This window comes from Herbiconiux liukaitaii (genome assembly GCF_041927495.1).
Taxonomy (GTDB): domain Bacteria; phylum Actinomycetota; class Actinomycetes; order Actinomycetales; family Microbacteriaceae; genus Herbiconiux; species Herbiconiux liukaitaii.
This window is the reverse complement of sequence record NZ_JBHFHG010000001.1, coordinates 33,500-54,612: the sequence shown is the minus strand read 5'-3', so window position 1 is coordinate 54,612 and position 21,113 is coordinate 33,500. Positions and strand designations below refer to the sequence as shown.

Here is a 21,113-nt window from a genome sequence, read left to right as displayed (position 1 = left end):
GCCCCTCCACAGCCCAGGCGTACTACCGTTAGAGCATGACTACCCCCGGCACCACCCCCACCGACGAGGCGGCACCCGTCGCCGACACCGCCCGCGTGGAGATGACCTTCTCCGACCTCGGCCTCGCCGACGGCGTTCTGAAGGCACTGAAAGACGTTGGCTACGAGACCCCTTCGGCCATCCAGGCCGCCACCATCCCCGCCCTGCTGGCGGGTCGCGACGTCGTGGGCCTCGCCCAGACGGGCACCGGCAAGACCGCGGCCTTCGCGCTGCCCGTGCTCTCCCGCCTCGACCTCGCTCAGAAGACCCCGCAGGCCCTCGTGCTCGCGCCCACCCGCGAACTCGCCCTCCAGGTCTGCGAAGCGTTCGAGAAGTACGCCTCGCACCTCAAGGGTGTGCACGTGCTCCCCGTCTACGGCGGCCAGGGCTACGGCGTGCAGCTCTCCGCGCTCCGCCGAGGCGTGCACATCGTCGTCGGCACGCCCGGCCGCATCATGGACCACCTCGAGAAGGGCACGCTCGACCTCTCCGAGCTCAAGTACCTCGTGCTCGACGAGGCGGACGAGATGCTCAAGATGGGCTTCGCCGACGACGTCGAGACGATCCTCGCCGATACCCCGGACGACAAGCAGGTGGCCCTGTTCTCCGCCACCATGCCCGCCCAGATCCGTCGCATCTCGCAGAAGTACCTGCACAACCCCGAAGAGATCACGGTCAAGAACAAGACCACGACCTCGGTCAACACCACCCAGCGCTACCTCATCGTCTCGTACCCGCAGAAGGTCGACGCGCTCACCCGCATCCTCGAGGTCGAGAACTTCGAGGCCATGATCGTGTTCACGCGCACCAAGAACGAGACCGAGACGCTCGCCGAGAAGCTGCGTGCGCGCGGCTACACCGCCGCCGCCATCAACGGCGACGTGGTGCAGGCCCAGCGTGAGCGCACCGTCAACCAGCTCAAGACGGGCAAGCTCGACATCCTCGTGGCCACCGATGTGGCGGCCCGCGGTCTCGACGTGGAGCGCATCAGCCACGTCGTCAACTTCGACCTGCCGATCGACACCGAGTCGTACGTGCACCGCATCGGCCGCACGGGCCGCGCGGGGCGCACGGGTGACGCGATCAGCTTCGTGACGCCGCGCGAGCGCCGCATGCTCACCTCCATCGAGCGGGCCACGCGCCAGCCGCTCACCGAGATGAAGCTGCCGAGCGTCGACGACGTCAACGCCACGCGCCTCACGCGCTTCGACGACGCCATCACGGCGGCCCTCGCCGATCCGGAGCAGATCCAGCAGTTCCGCGACATCATCGCGCACTACGTCGACCACCACGACGCCCCCGAGTCGGATGTCGCGGCGGCGCTCGCGATCGTCTCGCAGGGCGACACACCCCTGCTCCTCTCCCCCGAGGCCGAGCGGGCGCAGCGCTTCGAGCGCGACAGGGATCGCCCCGAGCGCGGCGACCGTCCTGAGCGCGGTGGGCGAGACGGCGGTCGCGACGGCGCCCGTTCCTACGGCGACCGTCCCGAGCGGCGTGACCGCTCCGCAGGCGGCCCCAAGGCCACCTACCGTCTCGCCGTGGGCAAGCGCCAGCACGTCGAGCCGCGCCAGATCGTGGGCGCCCTCGCCAACGAGGGCGGCCTCCGCCGCGAGGACTTCGGCGCCATCCAGATCCGGCCCGACTTCTCGCTCGTCGAGCTGCCGGCCGACCTGCCCGCCGACACGCTGCGCCGGCTCGCCGACACCCGCATCAGCGGCAAGCTCATCGAGCTGCGCCCCGACCGCCAGGGCAGCTCCGCCAAGCGCGAGGACCGCCCCCGCTCCTAGCCGCGAGCACCAGCACGGCCGGAACCCCCTCCCTTCGCGGGAGGGGGTTCCTTCGCGTTAGGGGGGCGCGGCGAAAGAGCCTCCCACGGCCCGAGGAGTGTCAGGGAACCGTTAGGACGAGCGGATGCGCACCGCGAGGAGCGCAGGATCGATCTCCGTACCAGTGCGCCCACCGTGGGCCTATCGGATGGAGATATCCCGTGCTCGACCTCGTCTACATCGCCGCGATCCTCGCCGTCTTCGGCGTCGTCGCCCTCTTCGCACGGGGGGTCGGCAAGCTGTGATCGCGTTCGAGATCCTCGCGGCCCTCCTCGGCGCCGCCGCCGTCGTCTACCTCGTGGTGGCCCTCGTGAAGCCGGAGAAGTTCTAGATGGAGATCTGGCTCCTCGTCGCCCAGCTGGCGACCCTCGCCCTCATCCTCGCCCTCGTCCACCGCCCGCTCGGCGACTACATCGCGTGGACCTTCACGCGCGCCAAGGATCTGAAGGTCGAACGCGGCCTCTACCGCGTGGTCGGCGTCGACCCGGCCGCCGAGCAGAGCTGGAGCGCGTACCTCAGGGGCGTGCTCGCGTTCTCGCTCATCGGCGTGCTCTTCGTCTACGCCCTGCAGCGCCTGCAGGCCGTTCTCCCCTACTCGCTCGGCTTCCCCGCCGTGCCGGAGGGCCTCTCGTTCAACACCGCGGCGTCGTTCGTGACCAACACCAACTGGCAGTCGTACTCGCCCGACGTGACGCTCGGCTACACCGTGCAGATCGCGGGCCTCGCCGTGCAGAACTTCGTCTCCGCGGGCGTCGGGCTCGCCGTCGCGATCGCGCTCATCCGCGGCTTCTCGCGCCGCAGCACGGGCACCATCGGCAACTTCTGGGTCGACCTCACCCGGGCGGTGTTCCGCATCCTGCTGCCGCTCGCCGTCGTCTCGTCGATCGTGCTGATCGCCGGCGGCGTCATCCAGAACTTCTCGGGCTTCACCGAGGTGACCACCCTCACGGGCGGCACCGCCACCATCCCGGGCGGCCCCGTGGCCTCCCAGGAGGCCATCAAGATGGTCGGCAACAACGGCGGTGGCTTCTACAACACCAACTCGGCGCATCCGTTCGAGAACCCCACGCCCTGGACGAGCCTGTTCCAGATCGTGCTCATGCTCGCCATCCCGTTCTCGCTGCCCCGCACCTTCGGCACCATGGTGGGCGACAAACGCCAGGGCTACGCCATCCTCGCGGCCATGGGCACGCTCTTCGTGCTCTCGCTCGCGGCCCTCACGGCCTTCGAGCTCGCCGGGTCGGGGTCCGGTCCGCAGCTGGCGGGGGGCGCCATGGAGGGCAAGGAGCAGCGGTTCGGCATCGTCGGATCCACGCTCTTCGCCACGACCTCCACCATCACCTCCACAGGCGCCGTCAACTCGATGCACGACAGCTTCACGTCGCTCGGCGGCATGATGACGCTCTTCAACATGATGCTCGGCGAGATCGCGCCCGGTGGCATCGGCGCGGGCCTCTACGGCATGCTCATCATCGCCGTCATCACGGTGTTCATCGCGGGCCTCCTCGTGGGCCGCACGCCGGAGTACCTCGGCAAGAAGCTCGGACCGCGCGAGATCAAGCTCGCGAGCCTCTACATCCTCGCCACGCCCACCCTCGTGCTCGCGGGCACCGCGCTCAGCTTCGCCGTTCCGGCCATCCGCGACGACGTCGAGAGCACGTCGATCTGGAATCCGGGGCTGCACGGCTTCACCGAGGTGCTCTACGCCTTCACGAGCGCCGCCAACAACAACGGCTCCGCGTTCGCCGGCCTCACCGCCAACACGCCCTGGTTCAACACCGCGCTCGGAGTGGCCATGCTGCTCGGCCGGTTCGTGCCGATCGTGCTCGTGCTGGCCCTCGCGGGGTCGCTGGCCGCCCAGGGCAAGGTGCCGGAGACCGCCGGAACGCTGCCCACCCACCGCCCGCAGTTCGTGGGCCTCCTCACCGGCGTCGTGCTCATCGTCGTCGCTCTCACCTACTTCCCCGTGCTCGCGCTCGGGCCGCTCGCCGAAGGGCTCCAGTAATCGTCATGCCGTCACTCACCAGTCAACTCGTCGCGGGGGTCCCCGAGGCCGTCCGCAAGCTGTCGCCACGCCTCATGTGGCAGAACCCCGTCATGTTCATCGTGGAGGTGGGCGCGGCGTTCACCACCGTGCTCGCCATCGCCCAGCCCTTCCTGGGAGGCACGGGCGGCGACTCGCTCGCCTTCACCTGGGCCATCGCCATCTGGCTCTGGCTCACCGTGCTCTTCGCCAATCTCGCCGAGTCGGTGGCCGAGGGCCGCGGCAAGGCGCAGGCGGCCACTCTCCGCTCCACCCGCACGAGCACCATGGCCGCACGCGTGGTCGGCTACGACCCGGCCGGCGATCCCGCCGCCCTCGGCGCCGACACCGAGCAGGTGGCCTCGGCCGACCTGCGTCTCGGCGACGTCGTGGTGGTGGTCGCGGGTGAGCTCATCCCCGGCGACGGCGACATCGTGGAGGGCATCGCCTCCATCGACGAGTCGGCCATCACGGGCGAATCCGCTCCGGTCGTGCGCGAGTCCGGCGGCGACCGCAGCGCCGTGACCGGCGGCACCCGGGTGCTCTCCGACCGCGTGGTGGTCGCCATCACGTCGAAGCCGGGCGAGACCTTCGTCGACCGCATGATCCGCCTCGTCGAGGGCGCCAGCCGACAGAAGACGCCCAACGAGATCGCGCTCAACATCCTGCTCGCGAGCCTCTCGATCATCTTCCTCATCGTGGTGCTCACACTCGGCCCCATCGCCGGGTACTCGGATGCGGCCCCCTCGCTCGCGGTCATGGTCGCGCTCCTCGTGTGCCTCATCCCCACGACCATCGGCGCCCTGCTCTCGGCCATCGGCATCGCCGGCATGGATCGACTCGTGCAGCGCAACGTGCTCGCCATGTCGGGCCGCGCCGTCGAGGCGGCGGGCGACGTCACGACGCTGCTCATGGACAAGACGGGCACCATCACCTACGGCAACCGCCGCGCCTCCGAGTTCGTCGCCCTCGCCGGGGTCGACGCCACCGCGCTCCGCGACGCCGCCGCCCTCTCGTCGCTCTCCGACCCCACCCCCGAGGGCAAGTCGATCGTCGACCTGGCCATCGAGCAGGGGTTCACCAAGCCGTCGGCCGTCGACGGTGAGATCGTCCCGTTCACCGCGCAGACCCGCATGAGCGGGATCGACTTCGCCGACGGCCGCCAGATCCGCAAGGGCGCCGGTTCGGCCGTCACCGCCTGGGCGCGCGAGAGCGGCACTGGGTCGACTGGGGAGGCCGGCGGCTCACTGTTCGACGAGCTCGAGGAGTCGACCGACCGCATCGCGGGCCTCGGTGGCACCCCCCTCGTGGTCGCCGTGCGGGAGCCGGGCGCCCCTGCCCGCCTGCTCGGCGTGGTGCACCTCAAGGACATCGTCAAGGAGGGCATGGCGGCCCGCTTCGCCGAGCTGCGCTCGATGGGCATCCGCACCGTCATGATCACGGGCGACAACCCGCTCACCGCCAAGGCGATCGCCGCAGAGGCCGGTGTCGACGACTACCTCGCCGAGGCCACTCCCGAGGACAAGCTCGCGCTCATCCGCAAGGAGCAGGAGGGCGGCCGCCTGGTCGCCATGACGGGCGACGGCACCAACGACGCGCCCGCCCTCGCGCAGGCGGATGTCGGTGTGGCCATGAACACGGGCACGAGCGCGGCCAAGGAGGCCGGCAACATGGTCGACCTCGACTCCGACCCCACGAAGCTCATCGACATCGTGGCGATCGGCAAGCAGCTCCTCATCACCCGCGGGGCGCTCACCACGTTCTCGATCGCCAACGACGTCGCCAAGTACTTCGCCATCATCCCGGCGATGTTCGCGGCGGTCTTCCCCGGCCTGGGGCTGCTCAACATCATGCAGCTGCACTCGCCGTCGTCGGCCATCCTCTCGGCCGTGGTGTTCAATGCGCTCGTCATCATCGTGCTCATCCCGCTCGCGCTCCGGGGCGTCAAGTACCGGCCGCTCTCGGCGTCGCGCATCCTCTCGCGCAACCTCCTCGTCTACGGGCTCGGCGGCGTCATCGCGCCGTTCATCGGCATCAAGCTCATCGACCTGGTCATCAGCCTCATCCCCGGCTTCTGAGCCGGATTCCCCGAAGACAGAAGGAAGAAGACATCCTCATGGCCACCACCCGTGGTTCCGCCCGCCCGTACTGGGTCGCCCTCCGCTACATGCTCGTCGCGACGGTCGTGCTCGGCCTCGCCTACCCGCTGCTCATCCTCGGCATCGGCCAGCTCGCGCTGCCGGCGCAGGCCAATGGATCCCAGCTCACCGTCGACGGAGAGACCGTGGGCTCCTCGCTCATCGGGCAGTCCTTCACCGACGCCGACGGGGCCGCCCTGCCGGAGTGGTTCCAGTCGCGGCCCTCCGCCGCGGGCTACGACGCCTCGGCGTCGGTCGCCTCGAACTACGGGCCGGAGAACCCCGACTTCCTCGCCGAGATCGAGACGAGGCAGCAGGCGATCGTCGAGAGCGACGGCGTCTCCGCCTCGGACATCCCCGCGGATGCGCTCACCACCTCGGCCTCCGGCCTCGATCCCCACATCAGCCCCGAGTACGCCCGACAGCAGGTCGCCCGTGTCGCCGAGGCCCGCGGTCTCGACGAGGCGGAGGTCGCCAAGCTGGTGGAGGCCCACGTGCAGGGCCGAGACCTCGGGTACCTGGGCGAGCCCACGGTGAACGTGCTCGAGCTCAACGCCGCCCTGGCCCAGCTCGGCTGAGCGCCTACGCTGGAGGCGCAGCACGGTCGCGTGCTGCGCCTGGCGACGTCGAGGGAGACATCGAGAACCGTGCAGCTCACGAACCTGAACCTGCGCCAGCTCGAGTACTTCGTCGCCATCGCGGAGGCCGGATCCATCACCCTGGCCGCCGCGCACCTGCACGTCTCCCAGTCCGCCGTGGCGGCAGCGCTCACCTCGCTCGAGCGGGCGCTCGACGTGCAGCTGTGCATCCGCAGGCGCTCCCACGGCATCACGCTCACCTCGAGCGGTCGGCTGCTCCGCGACCGTGCCAGAGCACTGCTGCACGAGACCGCCGGCATCGAGCAGGAGGTGAGCGGGCGCACGGCGCCGCTCACCGGAACCGTCGTGGTGGGCTGCGCCGAGGAGTCGGCGCCCATGATCCTGCCGCCGATCCTGCAGGGGCTGCGGCACGCGCATCCGGATCTCGCCGTCGAGGTCGAGATCGCGCTCGAGGAGTCGTTCTGGCCGCGCGTCGAGAGCGGAGAGGTCGATCTGGCCGTGAGCCTCGACCATCGCCTCCCCGCCGAGCTGAGCCGGGTGAGGCTCCGGGCCATGCCGGTGCTCGTCGTGCTCCCGCACGGGCATCCGCTGGCCGCGCAGGAGCGGGTGCAGATGGCGGACCTCGCCCACGAGGACTACATCATGCTCACCACGGAGCCGGGTGCCACGCACGCGTACTCGATGTTCAACCGGGCGGGGGTGCTGCCGCGCATCGCCTTCCGCTCCCCCACGTTCGAGCTCGCCCGGGCCCTGGTGGGGCGGGGGCTCGGCTACACCATCCACGTCCAGCGGCCCGCCGGCGACGTCACCTACGAGGGGCTGCCGCTCGAGGTGCGGCCGCTCGTCACCGGACTGCCGGTGGAGTACGTGGCGATGGCGTGGTCGGCGCGCGTGCGCCCCTCGCCCCGCGTGCAGGCCGTCATCGACGCGGCGCTGCGGGCCTGGCCCGACGCCGGAGAGGCGCCGGGCGAGCCCCTCAGCGCGGGGTGAAGCCGCGGAGCCGCAGGCTGTTCGTCACCACGAACACCGACGAGAGGGCCATGGCGGCCCCCGCGAGCAGCGGATTGAGCAGCCCGAGCATCGCCACGGGGATGGCCGCCACGTTGTAGGCGAAGGCCCAGAACAGGTTGCCCTTGATCACCCCGAGGGTGCGCCGGGCGAGCCGCACGGCGTCGGCGGCGACCGAGAGGTCGTCGCGCATCACCGTGATGTCGGCCGCGGCGATGGCCGCATCCGTGCCGCTGCCAAGGGCGATGCCCAGGTCGGCCGCGGCGAGCGCGGCGGCGTCGTTCACGCCGTCGCCCACCATCGCCACCACACGACCCTCGGCCCGGAGCGCACGGATGGCCTCGAGCTTGCCCTGAGGGGTCACGCCGGCCCGCACGTCGTCGATGCCGACAGCCGCCCCCACCGCGGCGGCCGCTCCCGCGTTGTCGCCCGTGAGCAGCACGGGTCGGAGCCCCAGCCGCACGAATTCGGCCACGGCCGCGCGGCTGCCCTCCTTCACGGTGTCGCCCACCACGAGCACGCCGCGGGCGGTGCCGTCCCAGCCCACCGCCACCGCGGTGCGGCCCTCGCGCTCGGCGGCGTCGAAGGCCTCGGTGAGCGCGGTGTCGAGGCGGATGCCCCACTCCTCCGCGAGCCAGGCGGGGCGGCCCGCCACCACGAGGTGACCGTCCACCATGCCCTGCACGCCGCTGCCGCCGGCCGCGCGGAAGTCGCTCACTGCTGGTGTAAGCGCCGGTGCTGTCCTCTCGGAGGCGGCCACGACCGCCCGGGCGATCGGATGCTCAGAGCCCGCCTCGACCGCCGAGGCCAGCCGCAGCACCTCCGCCGCATCCTCGCCCGCCGCCGTCACCGTCTCGAGCAGCGCCATGCGCCCGGTGGTCACCGTGCCGGTCTTGTCGAGCACGATGGTGTCGACGCGGCGCGTCTGCTCGAGCACCTGCGGCCCCCTGATGAGGATGCCCAGCTGCGAGCCGCGGCCGGTGCCCACGAGCAGCGCCGTCGGCGTCGCGAGCCCGAGGGCGCACGGGCAGGCGATGATGAGGGTCGCCACGGCGGCCGTGAATGCGGCCTCGACGGATCCGCCCGCCAGCAGCCACCCCACGAACGCCACGATCGCGAGCCCGATCACCACGGGCACGAACACACCCGAGATGCGGTCGGCGAGGCGCTGCACCTCGGCCTTGCCGGTCTGCGCCTCCTCCACGAGGCGGCCGAGGCGGGCCAGCTCGGTGTCGGCTCCCACCCGCGTCACTTCCACCACGAGACGACCGCCCACGTTGAGGCTCGCGCCCACCACGCGGTCGTCGACGCCCACCTCCACGGGCACGGACTCCCCGGTGAGCAGGCCGAGGTCCACGGCGGAGGAGCCCTCGCGCACGAGTCCGTCGGTCGCGATCTTCTCGCCGGGCCGCACCACGAAGACGTCGCCGGGCACGAGTGCGCTCACGGGCACACGCACCTCGCGGCCGTCGCGCAGCTGCACGGCCTCCTTGGCGCCGAGCTCGAGCAGGGCGCGCAGAGCGGCCCCGGAGTCGCGCTTCGCCTTGAGCTCGATGTACCGCCCGGCCAGGATGAACACCGTCACGGCGGCGGCGACCTCGAGGTAGAGCTCGTCGCCGTGCCCGGCCCCGAACAGGCTGAAGCCCATGCGCATGCCGGGTTCGCCCGCGGTGCCGAAGAAGAGCGCCCACAGCGACCAGCCGAAGGCGGCGAGCACACCCACGCTGATGAGCGTGTCCATGGTCGCGGCGCCGTGCCTGGCGTTGACCCAGGCGGCGCGGTGGAAGGGCCACGCTCCCCACACGGCCACGGGGGCCGCGAGGGTGAGCGCGAGCCACTGCCAGTTCACGAACTGCAGCACGGGCACCATCGAGAGCAGCACCACGGGCACCGCGAGCACAGCGGAGACCACGAGCCGCTGCCGCAGCACGCGCGCCTCGACCTCCGCAGCGGATCCGCCGCCGGCACTCCCCCCGTCGCCCCCAGCGCCCCCGGCCCCATCAGCGGCAGCCGCCGCCCGCACAGGAACGGCCGCGGTGTACCCCGCAGCCTCCACCACCTTGATGAGCTCCTCGGCCCCGGGTGGCGTCACACCGCCGGGCCCACCGTCAGCCTTGTCTTCCTTCTCGACATCCACGTTCTCGATGTCCACCCGGATGCGCGCCTTCTCGGTCGCGTAGTTCACGGTGGCCTCGACCCCGGGCACCTTGTTGAGCTTCCGCTCGATCCGATTGGCGCACGACGCGCACGTCATCCCCCCGATATCGAGCTCCACATCGAGCACCCCCGCGCCCGCTCCACCCGCACGCGGCGCACCGGACGAGCCACCGGCTCCCTGCCCCACCGACCCGGCGCTCATCAGTGCTCCACGAGGCTGTAGCCGGCCTCCTCGACGGCGTCGCGCACGGCGCCCTCCGAGACAGCCCCATCACTCACGACCCGCACCACCGAGGCGCCGCCCACATGCAGCTCCACGTCCACCGAGCTCACGCCGGCGACCGCCGACACCTCCTCGGTCACGCTCGCCACGCAATGCGCGCACGTCATCCCCTCCACGAGGTACTCCGCCGCGTTCCCACCGGTCACATCACTCATGTCACACCTTCCGTCCCTCCCTCCAACGTATACCTACCAGGGGTATTCCCGAAGCAGTGAGATCTCGTGAGGTTTGAAGCTGCAGTCCGGTCTCACCGGGTCGCACGAGCAGCCTCGAGCAGGGCGAGATGTGCAGCCTGAGCGCTCTTCACCTCGGCGGCCGACACCGAATTCGTCGAGTACCCCGCCTTCGTCTTCACAGCGAGAAGGCGTCGGAGATGCTTGACCGCATCGCGGTCCGCCTTCTCGAGGAGCTTCAACGCCTCCTCGTGATTTCCGCTCGCGCTGTAGCCGAGGCCCCGCCGGATGCAGATCACGTCGGCCGCGGCGATTCCCGCGTGCACAGCCAGCGTGACGAACACATCGGGGCCATCCGCGACACCCCTTGCCTCGTCGAAGTGAACCGCCGCCGCATCCGCGAACTCATCGGCCTTCTTCATCCGGGCGTCGGCATCGGCAGGTGTGGCGAGTCGAACAGGCGGCGTCATGCTCCGACCAGCCTTCGGAACGCCTGCCGATTCCCCGCAAGCGGAATGCCCTCGTCGAGGATCTCCTGGAGAATCGGCTCGTCAGCAAGTCGGCCACGGATCTCCGATTCGGCGAACACGAGCGGACGAGCGTCATTGCCCGTCCACGCCGTGATGGAACGCGCCAGCTGCGCTACCCGCTCCTCCCACTCGGGCGCTTCGATGTCCCCTCCCACGAGCATGATGTCGATGTCGCTGTCAACCCGCATGTCCTTCCGCGCAGCCGAGCCGAAGAGGGCCGCGTAGGTCGGCGGCCTCGCCCACGTGGCCATCTCGTCGCCGATCCGCGAGCGGAGCAGTGCCGGCAGATCAGCGAGCCCGATGATCCACGGCGCGGCAAGGTGTTCCCGGTTCAGGCGATACGAAGCGGTCCGGCCAACGGATCTCCGGACAACGATCCCCTGGTCGGTGAGCCGCCCCAGGGCCCGACGGACCCCTTCGGTTGACCTGCCGATCATCGATTGGAGATCCGGCACGGTGAACTCAGCCTCAGCCCGCGCGAGCACAGTCAGGATCTCGCCATCGACGGCGGCGGTGATGACACGGAGCGGATGATTCAGCTGCACTTCTCAATCATACAATTCTACGTACCACCGTACAATAGTGTGACACCGGCGTAGGGATCTCGCCGTTCGATAGAGTCCTGGGCATGGCAGCAGCAACCGAGGCCGCAGGGCCCGTCATCCGCTTCGAGGCCGGGGTGGGGAGTGTGGAAGGGCGCCGCATCGTACGTCTCCCCACCGAGGCGAGCGCCCAGCTGCCCTCGCGCGGTCAGGTCGCGGTCGAGGGCACCCTCGACGGCCGCGACTTCACCGGCGTCCTCGAACCGGACGGCCTCCGCGGCCACTGGCTCGACATCGACCGCCCGTCCGCCTTGGCGCCCAACCCCGCTGACTCGAGCACCCCGAGTCCTTCGAACGCGACCGTGTCGGTTGTTCTCACCCCCACGAAGGCGTGGCCCGAGCCCGAGGTGCCGGCCGACTTGCGCGCCGCGCTCGACGCCGCCCCGTCTTCCGCCGCCACGTGGGCCGACATCACCCCGATGGCCCGCTGGGAATGGGTGCGCTGGATCACGGCGACCCGCAGCCCCTCCACCCGCGACCGCCGCATCGAGGTCGGCATCTCCAAGCTCGACCGCGGCAGCCGCCGACCGTGCTGCTTCGACCTCTCCTCCTGCACAGACCCCGACCTCTCCCGCAGCGGCAAGCTCCTCCTGCCCTCCCACTGATCGATCACCGGAGCGGCAGGGTCTCCCGATCCTCCCCGCGCAGTTCGTCACGATGTCGCGGGCGGCGTGTCCGGTGGCCTATTGCAGGTCGAGCCAGATCTCGCTCATTGTCGGAAAGCTCGGAATCGCGTGACGCAGCTTTCGGAGGGGCACTTCGCCGACGATCGCGATTGTCGCGGCATGCACCATATCGGCGACGTCCTGACCCACGAAGGTGGCTCCGACGAGTACGTCGCGGTCCTCGTCGATCACGAAGCTGACCCGCCCCTGGTAACCCTTGGCGTGGAGCTGGGCTCCGAGCACCGCGCCGAGATCGGCCTCGACCTTCCTGGCGCTGATTCCCTTCGTCACCGCTTGTTCGTGGGTGAAGCCGACGGAGGCGACCTCGGGATCGGTGAAGATGACTTGCGGTACCGCCCTGCCGTTGACCTCGTCTTGGAAATCGGATTCGTCTCCGCGGCTCGTCGCGATGATCGACGCTGCCGCTATCCGGGCGTGGTAGCTGGCCTGATGGGTCAGCAGAGCGCGTCCGTTCACGTCGCCGATCGCGTACAGCCACTCATGGCCGCGCGACTGCATGTGGTCATCGACTTCTACGAACGCGCCTGCAGCAAGGCCGACGGTTTCGAGACCGAGGTCTGTGGTCGCCGGTCTCTTCCCCACGGCGAGGAGGAGTTCATCGGTCAGTTCGCTTGTTCCATCGTCGAGCGCAAGCAGCAGCTGACCGTCGGCCTGTCGACTGACACCGATGGGTTGGACGCCGAATCTGACCTGCACACCCGTGGCGAGCAGTCCTTCGAGAACCAGGTCGCCTACGAACGGCTCGTGCGATGGCAGCAGACCCGGCCTCCTGTTGAGCACCACGACTTCTCGACTTCCCAGCGAGCGCCACGCCTGTGCCAATTCCAGACCAACCGCCCCGCCACCCAGAACGACCAGCTTGTTCGGAGCCACCGAAGCGGAGGTGCCCTCCCGATTCGTCCAGGGCTTCGCCTCCTTGAGACCGGGGATGTCCGGAATCGTCGCGGTCGAACCCGTGGCCAGAATCACCGCGTGTCGTGCGTGAAGCTCGAGCTGCCCGTCGGACGTGGCGACAGAGACGCGACGAGGCCCGACGAGACGGCCACGTCCTCGGATGAAGACCGCTCCGGCATCCACGAAGTCGTCGACAACCGCGTGGTCGTCGTGATGCAGGACCACGTCATCGCGGTAGCTCAACGCTGCCGCCGCGTTCAGGGGTTCTGTGATCGCCTCACGAGCACCGGGAAGCCGGCCGGCCGAACGAAGTGCGTGTCCGCTTCGCAGCATCGCTTTGCTCGGTACGCAGGCCCAGTTGAAGCACTCCCCTCCGACGAGTTCCATCTCGACCAGGGCCACCGACATCCCCGCAGCCAGCAAGGGGGTTGTGCAGTCCTCACCCCCAGGGCCGGCTCCAATGATCACGACGTCGTAGGTGACGGGAGCGTCTAGCGCCATCTGTGGTCTCCAATGTCAAAGCTGTCTCCACGATAGGTCAGTGCGGTCCAGGGACGTGTGGGCATCCGGACCTCAGCTGACCTGGTCGAGCGAGACGACCAGTTTCGTGGCGGAGACGCCGGCTCGCTGGAGGTCCATCGCGTGCTGGAAGTCGCCCACGGTGTGCCCGACGACGGTTGGCTTCGGGGTTGCGGTGTAACTGCCATCCGCCAGTGCGTCGGGAAGGAAGTCGCGGAAGATGGCGGTGCTGACCGTGTTCTTCTTGATGTCCGTGCCGAAGATGTACTTCAGTCCGACGCCGTGCGGGCGGGCCGAGAACTGCAGTGCGATGTTCGCGGCGATCAGGCGGATGGTCACTCGTGCGCGTTCGAGCCTGCCGCGCGCAGGATCCGCGAGGCTCGCGAAGTCGACCGGCGGCGTGGCGATCGCGACGAACTTCTTGCCGCGGGCCTTGGCCATGATCTTCACGCAGGCGGGCGCTCCGGTCGTGCCGAAGGAGACCGCGCCCGCAACTGTTCGATCTGCGAGCGCCGTGATGATGTCCGGGATCACGGTCGGGCTGTTGTAGTCGAACACCTGCGACGCCCCCAGAGACGTCACATAGTCGAAGTTCTTCGGCGACGCCGTGGTGATGACCTCGTAGCCCGCAGCGACAGCGAGCTGGATGGCGTTGCTGCCGACGCTGGTCGAGCCGCCCCAGACGAGAACGGTCTTCCCGGTGGGACGAGCCTCGGCCGAGGGACGTTGCAGACCCAGGTAGTCGTCCTGGAACAGCCCGGCCGCGGCTGTCGAGACGGCCATCGGAAGCACGGACGCCTCCTCGAAGCTCATCCCGTCCGGCACCCGTGAGGCCAGCCGCTCACGCACGACGGTGTACTGCTGGAACGCACCTTCCGAGCCGGTATTGGTGTCCTTGTCCGTCCCGACGGCGAGTGCGAACACCCGGTCGCCGACGCTGAACCTCGTGACTCCCTCACCGAGTTCGACGACCTCGCCGGCAACGTCGGTCCCCAGGACGGCGGGGTACTTGAGCCAGCCGTACAGCAGATTGCCTTCGACCTGGATGATCCAGTCCAGCGGATTGATCGCGACCGCGTGGTTGCGCACGACGACCTGACCCGGACCCGGATGGGTGTACGGAGCCGATTCGACCACGAGCTCTCCGTGCTTGCTCTGGATCTTCGCGGCGACATTGGTGGGGAGTACGGACATGAGAAGCCTCCTGGTCAGTGTGATTGCACTTGGTGCATACGCAATGGTCACACACGGTTGCACTGAGTGCAATGGCTCGGCCAGAATGGTGCGATGAGCCGCTGGGAACCCAACACCGTCGAGAGGTTGCAGGATGCGGCCATGACCCTCTTCCAGGAGCGTGGGTACTCCGACGTCACCGTCGCCGACATCGCCGAACACGCCGGGGTCACCAAGCGGACGTTCTTCAATCACTTCACCGACAAGCGTGAGGTGCTGTTCGCGGGGGCGACGGCGCTCGAGAAGCAGGTCGAGCTGGACATCCTCGGGTCGGATGCCGGGCAGCCCGCCATCGATCTCGCGATATCCGCCTTGGCGCGCGCCGGCCAGACCCTTTCGAACTACAGCGAGACGGCCCGCCTTCGCCGAGACGTCATCGCGTCATCTCCCGAGCTGCAGGAGCGCAGCCTGATCAAGATGGCCGCGCTGTCGAGGGTGATCGCTGCGGCTCTGATCGCGCGTGATCGCCACACCCCTCATGCCGCACTGGTCGCTGAGTCGGCGGTGACAGTCTTCGGGACTGCATATGCGGCGTGGGCCGACTCACCGGCATCCCCGTTCTCGGACCTCATGCACACAGTCCTCGCCGAACTGAAGGCCGCCATCGGCGCTACGGCGCCGGGCTCGCCCTGACGGTGCCGCGAGAAGAGCTAGAGGTGAGTGTGTCCGTGACCCTCGGGGTGCGCTGACGCCTCGGCCCGGAAAGCGTCCATGTCCAACGCGCGAACTTCGTTGATGAGGTCAGCCAGTGCGGGCTTGGGGAGCGCACCGCCCTGGGAGAAGACGATCGTCGAATCCCGGAAGGCCATCAGCGTCGGAACAGCCTGGATACCAGCTGATGAGGCGAGCGTGGTCGCGACTTCGATGTTCACCTTCCCGAAGACGATGTCGGGGTTGCTGTCCGAGGCCGCCGAATAGATCGGTGCGAACACTCTGCACGGAGCGCACCATTCCGCCCAGAAGTCGAGGAACACGATGCCGCCCGCATCGATGACTTCGCTGAGATTCGCTTCGGTGATATCGACGGTCGCCATAGGTACTGTCTAGCAGTTCTGCCCTCGCATCACGCGAATCTAGTCGGACGAGGCCAGGAGCTGCGTCCACGACGCTCTGTCCTCGAGCAGCGCCAGCAGGCGCTGACGGACCGGCTCTCCGGGATCTCTCCCGTCCACGGAAGCATGTCGTGCGTCCAGCAGAGTGTCGACGAGCTCGCTGCTGCCCGTCCGCGACGCGGCTTCGCCGATGCGTCCGAACCCGTGGCGATAGAAACCGGGTCCGTCCGCGAGCGCCGAGGCCGTGCCCCGGAGCTGCAGCTCGCGGCGCAGGTCGAGGAGCACCACGGCATCCTGCGCCCACCCGGGAAGGCTGCGGAACCGATCCGATCGCGGGAAGTCGGCCGGCTGGGAGGGACGCACGAACCACATGAACGACAGCGCCTCCCAGCGGTCGTCGATCTCGCGCAGCGCCGTCGCGGTCAACTCGAGCCGGTCGCCCGCCACGACACGATCCAGCCCGAGCACGTCGTCGGTCGCATCGACGCGGTCGATCACGGACGCGAGAGACCTCTGCAGCGCTCGGGCTCGTGGCGACACGGGCACGCCGTCCGCCGCCTCCTCCCTCAAGCGGTTGCGTCGGCGGATCGCCAGGTAGGCAAGGCCGACCGCGACGGGCGCGAGAGCACTCAGTCCCACGGCCACAGCGACGACGACCCCCGCGGTCTGCGAGAAGGGTTGATCCCCGGTCATCACGACCATGATCGCAATCACACCGACACCCGTCAGGAGCCATCCACAGGCTCCCAGCGCGAGACGTCGCGGATTCACTCCGGCGCGGTGAACGACCAGAGGTGGTCGACGCCGCCCGTGACCGCAACGGCCGCGACGTTCTGCCGCAGGTCGGCACCGTCGAACAGCTGGGTCGCGCAGGCGCCGACGCCGAAGCGCTCCTGGAACCACTGGGAGAGCGGGCGCGCGCTCATGCCCTGCCAGTGGAAGAACGGGCTCTGCTTCTTGTCGCGTGCCTTCCACGTCGCCTTCTCATCGTCCTGGATCAGGTCGACGGGCACGGCGCCTTGAATCGCGGCCTCGAGAGCGGCGAGATCGGGGGTGGTCTCAGCCGGGTCCCAGAACAGCCGGATCACGAAGCCGGTGCCCTTGCCACCGGGAGCCCGCACCCCGCGATACGTGCCCACGTACCGGTGGTCGGCCTGGCTCCACAGCTCGAAGGCGGCCTTGGCCTTCTTCTTGGCGCCCAGCACCCCGGACTCGTCGCACAGAGCGAGGAACCCTTCGGGTGAGGTCAGGCGGGCAGCGATCTGGGCATGGTCGACCATGGAGGATCCTTCTCTCGCTAACAGAACCCCCACGATCCTAGCGAGCACGTGGAACCGCCAGTGGTCCCATCCGGAAACGACGAAGCCCTGGTGAGGGTTTCCTCTCACCAGGGCTTTCCGTCGGCCTGATAGGACACTATTCAAACTTGTCCTTTACAGAGGTCAACTTGTTGAATCTCGAGCGAATTCATGAACGAGCCCAGGCAGGCAGGCGGAATTCCGCAAGGAAGGTCCAGACAATCCGAGACGTCGATCGCCGGCTTGGCCAACCAACTCTCGCTCGAATAGCCGCAGACTATGAAGCCGGATCCTCCACCATCCAGCTCACTAAACGCTACAAAATCAGCAAAAGCAGCGTGCTTCGGATCTTACGAGACCAGCACGTCATGATGCGCCCGGGCACACGTGAACAAGGCCCGATCAGCAGGTGACCTTCGCAGTTCGCCTCCGCCAAGGCGTCTGCGACGATCGCTCGCCGGGCGCCTCTTCCAATATGACCGAATCGCGCGAGAAATCAATCCGCCGCTCGCTGCTGCGCGAACATTACGGTCAGTCCTGTCCAGCGAAGAATTCGACGAGTCTCATTGTTCGCTCTGCAAACATCACCTCAATATGCGTATCGGTTCGACCGTCTACTTCTCTCTTGAGTAGCCCAAGCTCGCTCATCACTCGGCTGCGAGCGCCCGATGAGAGTCGATCCTCAGCAAGTTCTATCGCTAACCGTCGCCATCGCGGAGACCATCCAGAAATCCAACCCCTGAGCACATGGGTGGCCATCCATTGTGCCTGCCGTAGTGCGATCGCCTCCTGCAGGTCGCCCGGCAGCCACTGCGTGGCGGGTTCATCAGCGACAACGCGAGCAAGCACTCCCAATTCATCCACGGGGAGGACGCACTCCCGTTCGTCCAGTAATTCCGGAACCGCTAGAAGCTCATCGGCCGAAACAACGTTCGCTATAAGCACCTCATTGCGCTGATTATGATCCGCCCGCGAGATTTCGTGAAGCCGTCAAATTAACAACGCTTCTATTGGTCCCCGCGTCGGTCGGGTCCAGCCGTCTGCTCTGCGATTGTGGTTAGCGCATTGAAGGCTGAAACGAGACTCGGGGCTGTGATGAAGACGGCGAAATCTAGACCCTGCGGCGGCCCTCCATTTCCAGGGCAACATCGATTGCCTCGTAGCCCAGGAGGCACGCGAGGACTGACTGCGCGTCTCCTGAGCGTGAAGAAGTTAGCTTGTCCAGATTCCGGATACCGAAACTCTTGAGTTCATCGCCTGATGCATCGAACGGCGGCCGCTCGTCATGGGCGTCCAGCATTCGGAAGGTGATCTCGTCTTCACCGTCGTCTGCAACGAATGTGCTGGCCATCAGTGTGAGCCCAAACACCGACTCAACGGGTTGGACAAGAAGATGGATAGACCTTCGGTCGAGTGCGGCGCTCGGCTCGTTTGTACTGACGGCCCGGATTGCTGCGAGGAGGCGCTCTTGCGTATCTCGTTCCTGCCTGATCTCCGCGATGAGCTCGTCTTTGTCCAGGCTGACGCTGACCGGATCCAGTCCACTGTTGAACGCGCGACCCTTTTCAGTCAGGAACTCTGCAACCTCGTGCATTGCATCGTCTACCTCTGTCATGTTCGAGTGGGCTATCCAGTTGTCGACTCGCTCCCCAGCCCGCAAGTGTCTGTCGCGGATTAGTCGCAGTTCACGAAGCGGATCAGTACTGAAGTAGTAGCCCTCCGGGAAACGCATCTCGCGGTACTCGCTGAGCAGGCCGCCAGATACCCATAGCTCGGCCCAAGCAGCTCCATCATCTCGGATGTCGACCAAGACACTACGAGGCCCTCCCAGCCCGAGGGCAGCAGCCTCAATGGCTGGAATAGCTTCACGGATCGCCTCAAAGACTCCTCGCTTCCGATCAAGGTGACCCCTCACCGCCTGGGCGGATGGGAGAGTAGAGCGTCCCGAGAGGAGCTTGGCGGCCGAGAGATATCGCCCATGCTTCACACGGTGTTGAGGGAGATCGCGAGCCGCAATCACCCTCAACTCGGACGGATAACGAGCACCTTCGTAAGCGAGGAGTCTTTGCCGGGCGTCGTCTCGCTCCGAGGAGGTCCTGAATCCGATCGTGGCGGCGAGGCCCTGACCTTCAAATTCAACGTCCACAGCGAGACCAGGTAAGTCCCTTGCGAGCACTCCGGGTGATGAACGCTGAGCAAGCTGATCGTGGAAGTTTCGGTGAACTGGAGCGGTTCCCCGGCCAATGGCATAGAGCGCCATCTCAAACGGCAACAAGACGGGGCGCAGAAACCGGTCGAAGATTGTCGACCCGAGTCGTGGATACGGACGCAGCTTGAGCGTGTGCTCGAACTCACCTAGTAAGGCGGCGTACTCAAAGTTCCCCGGTATCACTGGGACGATTATTGACACGCGGTCATTCGCAGAGGTAACGACTAGGCCCTTATCAGTCAGCGACTCGATTGCGGCGATCGGATCGCCCGGGACCCCGCAACGCCGTCGAGCATGAACCCCAACCTCAACCGTGTTTGCGCCTTTACGGAAGTCACCGTTGGGTTCCTGCATCTCGATGGTTGCCAGAAGGATTGACAACTCATCGCGTGTGAGGCTCAACAAGCCCGCGCACCAATCATCGGCGGCCAGACGAGAACTCGCCTGGCGCGTGAGCCACGGGAGCGTCGTCGTAACCCACGGCGCAATCACCGGCTGGTCGGTGATCCAAGGTCTAAGCACAGTGATACTTCTGAGACTTGCCTCCGCTCGATCACCGTCATCCATGAGCTGATTCAGGAGGTAGTCCCTACGCCGATCGTGAAACCAGATCGCCGAGTCCGCTCTTTCGATGAGCACGCCGGCGCGTACTAATTGCGAGCGCCTTGTCGACCAGGTAAGTCGATCCGTGCTCAGGAGCTGAGCCAGAAAGTCGTCCGCGGGCGGATCGACAAACACACTCAACAACATCGCGCTGGTTTGCAGTTCTGCAGAAAGCGCCTCCCAGGACTGATGCAAAAGGGCCGCGAACGCATCTGGGCCGCGCAATTGCTCAAGCGGCTGCCCCAGGTGGTGGAGCCGAATTGCTTCCTCGACGAAGAATGGGTAGGAACTCGTTATCGTCGCTATTTGAGACCACAGCGCTTCCTCTACGGACGCGCTGCGCAGCCAGACGCGGAGGTCTTCGTCCAGGATGGGCTTTATCCGATGGACCTTGGCACCGCGCGTCTCCAGGCGGCGGACCAAATCGGATTCCTGGACGCTGTGAGTGCTAAACGTAAGAAGCACGAGAAGTTCGTCGATCGAACGGTCCGCTAGCTCTGCCAGGAGGTCCAGATCATTCGAGTGCAAGTAGTCACCGCGATCCATGCGCAGTATCAGCCGTCCAGCAAGCAGCTGCGCCAGTTCGCCAGCGACAGAGAGCAGTTGAGTCGCAACGTCAGGAACCATTAGTCCTTGAATTTGGTCGGACAGGCTCCCGCCTTCCGAGGCTTTCAGCAGCTCCGCAAGTTCGTTTCTAGACGCTTCCGCCATCTCCTTGCCGAACTTTTGCTCAAAGTAGGCGAACATGCGAGCGGTAATCAACCGTCCAGCCTGACGCTGCGAGGCGGTGAGACCGCGATCCACAACCTTTGTGATAGCGATCCAGGTGTCCCGCAACTCCCGAGGGCGCGTCGCGAGGTGATTCGCGAGTAACTCCGCTAACGAATCCACGAACGCATTTTGCAGGCTCCCCCCGCCGCTACTGAGCACTACCGGGTGCGCGACATGGTCCGAAGCTGCCCATCCAGCCTCCAGATCGCGAAGAACCTCAGACTTGCCGATGCCCGAATCTCCGGCAAGGACCACCACACCGCTGCTTGCGGAATGAATACTCTCAAGATCCTTGGCGCGTCCGTGAAGGACGAACCGGGACAGCTGATTTTCACAACTGTCAGGCGCGGGCTCGCTCATGAATCGACACTACCGTCAGGCCGCCTGGCCGTGTCGAAGGGCAAAGGGCTGGTGCAAATCCGTCAAAAGGTGACGGTTCGCGTGGGGTCCTCCTGGCAATGTCGGAGGCT

General features: G+C 67.2%; 18 protein-coding genes. 8 read left to right on the top strand and 10 right to left on the bottom strand.

Going from position 1 to position 21,113, the window contains the following annotated elements; genetic code table 11:
• The first annotated feature begins 35 nt into the window (after positions 1-35).
• The 6 genes from ACEXQC_RS00250 to ACEXQC_RS00225 all read left to right on the top strand — a co-directional run bounded on the left by ACEXQC_RS00250 (position 36) and on the right by ACEXQC_RS00225 (position 7,615).
• Complete coding sequence (locus ACEXQC_RS00250) at positions 36-1,826, top strand: DEAD/DEAH box helicase (RefSeq protein WP_374817154.1); 1,791 nt, start codon at positions 36-38, stop codon at positions 1,824-1,826.
• Positions 1,827-2,106: 280 nt separating this feature from the next.
• Positions 2,107-2,196 (top strand): potassium-transporting ATPase subunit F, encoded by a 90-nt coding sequence (locus tag ACEXQC_RS00245; protein ID WP_374817152.1) that lies wholly within the window; start codon positions 2,107-2,109, stop codon positions 2,194-2,196.
• A complete protein-coding gene (gene kdpA / locus ACEXQC_RS00240; protein ID WP_374817150.1) occupies positions 2,197-3,870 on the top strand; it encodes a potassium-transporting ATPase subunit KdpA in 1,674 nt (557 codons plus the stop codon).
• A 5-nt stretch (positions 3,871-3,875) separates the two neighbouring features.
• Positions 3,876-5,966, top strand: coding sequence for a potassium-transporting ATPase subunit KdpB (gene kdpB, locus ACEXQC_RS00235; protein WP_374817148.1), 2,091 nt, complete (start codon positions 3,876-3,878; stop codon positions 5,964-5,966).
• Positions 5,967-6,004: 38 nt separating this feature from the next.
• Positions 6,005-6,604 (top strand): potassium-transporting ATPase subunit KdpC, encoded by a 600-nt coding sequence (kdpC, locus tag ACEXQC_RS00230; protein ID WP_374817146.1) that lies wholly within the window; start codon positions 6,005-6,007, stop codon positions 6,602-6,604.
• A 69-nt stretch (positions 6,605-6,673) separates the two neighbouring features.
• Entirely contained in the window at positions 6,674-7,615 is a 942-nt protein-coding gene (locus ACEXQC_RS00225; RefSeq protein ID WP_374817144.1) for a LysR family transcriptional regulator, read from the top strand.
• Here the strand turns inward: ACEXQC_RS00225 and ACEXQC_RS00220 are convergent.
• The 4 genes from ACEXQC_RS00220 to ACEXQC_RS00205 all read right to left on the bottom strand — a co-directional run bounded on the left by ACEXQC_RS00220 (position 7,602) and on the right by ACEXQC_RS00205 (position 11,321).
• Positions 7,602-9,992 carry a heavy metal translocating P-type ATPase gene (locus ACEXQC_RS00220; protein ID WP_445451963.1) on the bottom strand — a complete coding sequence of 797 codons (2,391 nt, stop codon included), beginning with the start codon at positions 9,990-9,992 and terminating at the stop codon, positions 7,602-7,604. The two genes, ACEXQC_RS00225 and ACEXQC_RS00220, sit on opposite strands and share 14 nt — an antisense overlap.
• Complete coding sequence (locus tag ACEXQC_RS00215) at positions 9,992-10,228, bottom strand: heavy-metal-associated domain-containing protein (protein ID WP_374817143.1); 237 nt, start codon at positions 10,226-10,228, stop codon at positions 9,992-9,994. Before ACEXQC_RS00215 ends, ACEXQC_RS00220 begins: the two co-directional genes overlap by 1 nt.
• Before the next feature lie 92 nt (positions 10,229-10,320).
• The gene (locus ACEXQC_RS00210; protein ID WP_374817141.1) at positions 10,321-10,716 is read right to left on the bottom strand and encodes a hypothetical protein; all 396 of its coding nucleotides are present in this window, start codon (positions 10,714-10,716) and stop codon (positions 10,321-10,323) included.
• Positions 10,713-11,321, bottom strand: coding sequence for a nucleotidyltransferase domain-containing protein (locus ACEXQC_RS00205; protein ID WP_374817138.1), 609 nt, complete (start codon positions 11,319-11,321; stop codon positions 10,713-10,715). The genes ACEXQC_RS00210 and ACEXQC_RS00205 overlap by 4 nt, the downstream gene beginning before the upstream one ends.
• 83 nt (positions 11,322-11,404) lie before the next feature.
• Here ACEXQC_RS00205 and ACEXQC_RS00200 point away from each other — a divergent pair, with 83 nt between their 5' ends.
• Positions 11,405-11,983, top strand: coding sequence for a YdeI/OmpD-associated family protein (locus tag ACEXQC_RS00200; protein ID WP_374817136.1), 579 nt, complete (start codon positions 11,405-11,407; stop codon positions 11,981-11,983).
• Positions 11,984-12,061: 78 nt separating this feature from the next.
• Here ACEXQC_RS00200 and ACEXQC_RS00195 read toward each other — a convergent pair whose 3' ends face one another.
• Together ACEXQC_RS00195 and ACEXQC_RS00190 are read right to left on the bottom strand one after the other, a co-directional pair.
• Positions 12,062-13,459, bottom strand: coding sequence for a dihydrolipoyl dehydrogenase family protein (locus ACEXQC_RS00195; protein WP_374817134.1), 1,398 nt, complete (start codon positions 13,457-13,459; stop codon positions 12,062-12,064).
• A gap of 72 nt (positions 13,460-13,531) precedes the next feature.
• The gene (locus ACEXQC_RS00190; protein WP_374817133.1) at positions 13,532-14,671 is read right to left on the bottom strand and encodes a zinc-binding alcohol dehydrogenase family protein; all 1,140 of its coding nucleotides are present in this window, start codon (positions 14,669-14,671) and stop codon (positions 13,532-13,534) included.
• Positions 14,672-14,812: 141 nt separating this feature from the next.
• Here ACEXQC_RS00190 and ACEXQC_RS00185 point away from each other — a divergent pair, with 141 nt between their 5' ends.
• Positions 14,813-15,343: a TetR/AcrR family transcriptional regulator gene (locus ACEXQC_RS00185; protein WP_374817131.1), complete on the top strand. Its 531-nt coding sequence runs from the start codon at positions 14,813-14,815 to the stop codon at positions 15,341-15,343.
• A 17-nt stretch (positions 15,344-15,360) separates the two neighbouring features.
• Here the strand turns inward: ACEXQC_RS00185 and ACEXQC_RS00180 are convergent, their stop codons facing one another.
• From ACEXQC_RS00180 to ACEXQC_RS00165, 4 genes are all read right to left on the bottom strand, one after another.
• A complete protein-coding gene (locus tag ACEXQC_RS00180; protein ID WP_374817130.1) occupies positions 15,361-15,744 on the bottom strand; it encodes a thioredoxin family protein in 384 nt (127 codons plus the stop codon).
• A 39-nt stretch (positions 15,745-15,783) separates the two neighbouring features.
• Positions 15,784-16,455 (bottom strand): hypothetical protein, encoded by a 672-nt coding sequence (locus ACEXQC_RS00175; protein ID WP_374817128.1) that lies wholly within the window; start codon positions 16,453-16,455, stop codon positions 15,784-15,786.
• A 74-nt stretch (positions 16,456-16,529) separates the two neighbouring features.
• Entirely contained in the window at positions 16,530-17,042 is a 513-nt protein-coding gene (locus tag ACEXQC_RS00170; RefSeq protein ID WP_374817126.1) for a hypothetical protein, read from the bottom strand.
• A gap of 1,129 nt (positions 17,043-18,171) precedes the next feature.
• A complete protein-coding gene (locus ACEXQC_RS00165; RefSeq protein WP_374817124.1) occupies positions 18,172-21,003 on the bottom strand; it encodes a hypothetical protein in 2,832 nt (943 codons plus the stop codon).
• Between the last annotated feature and the right edge of the window lie 110 nt (positions 21,004-21,113).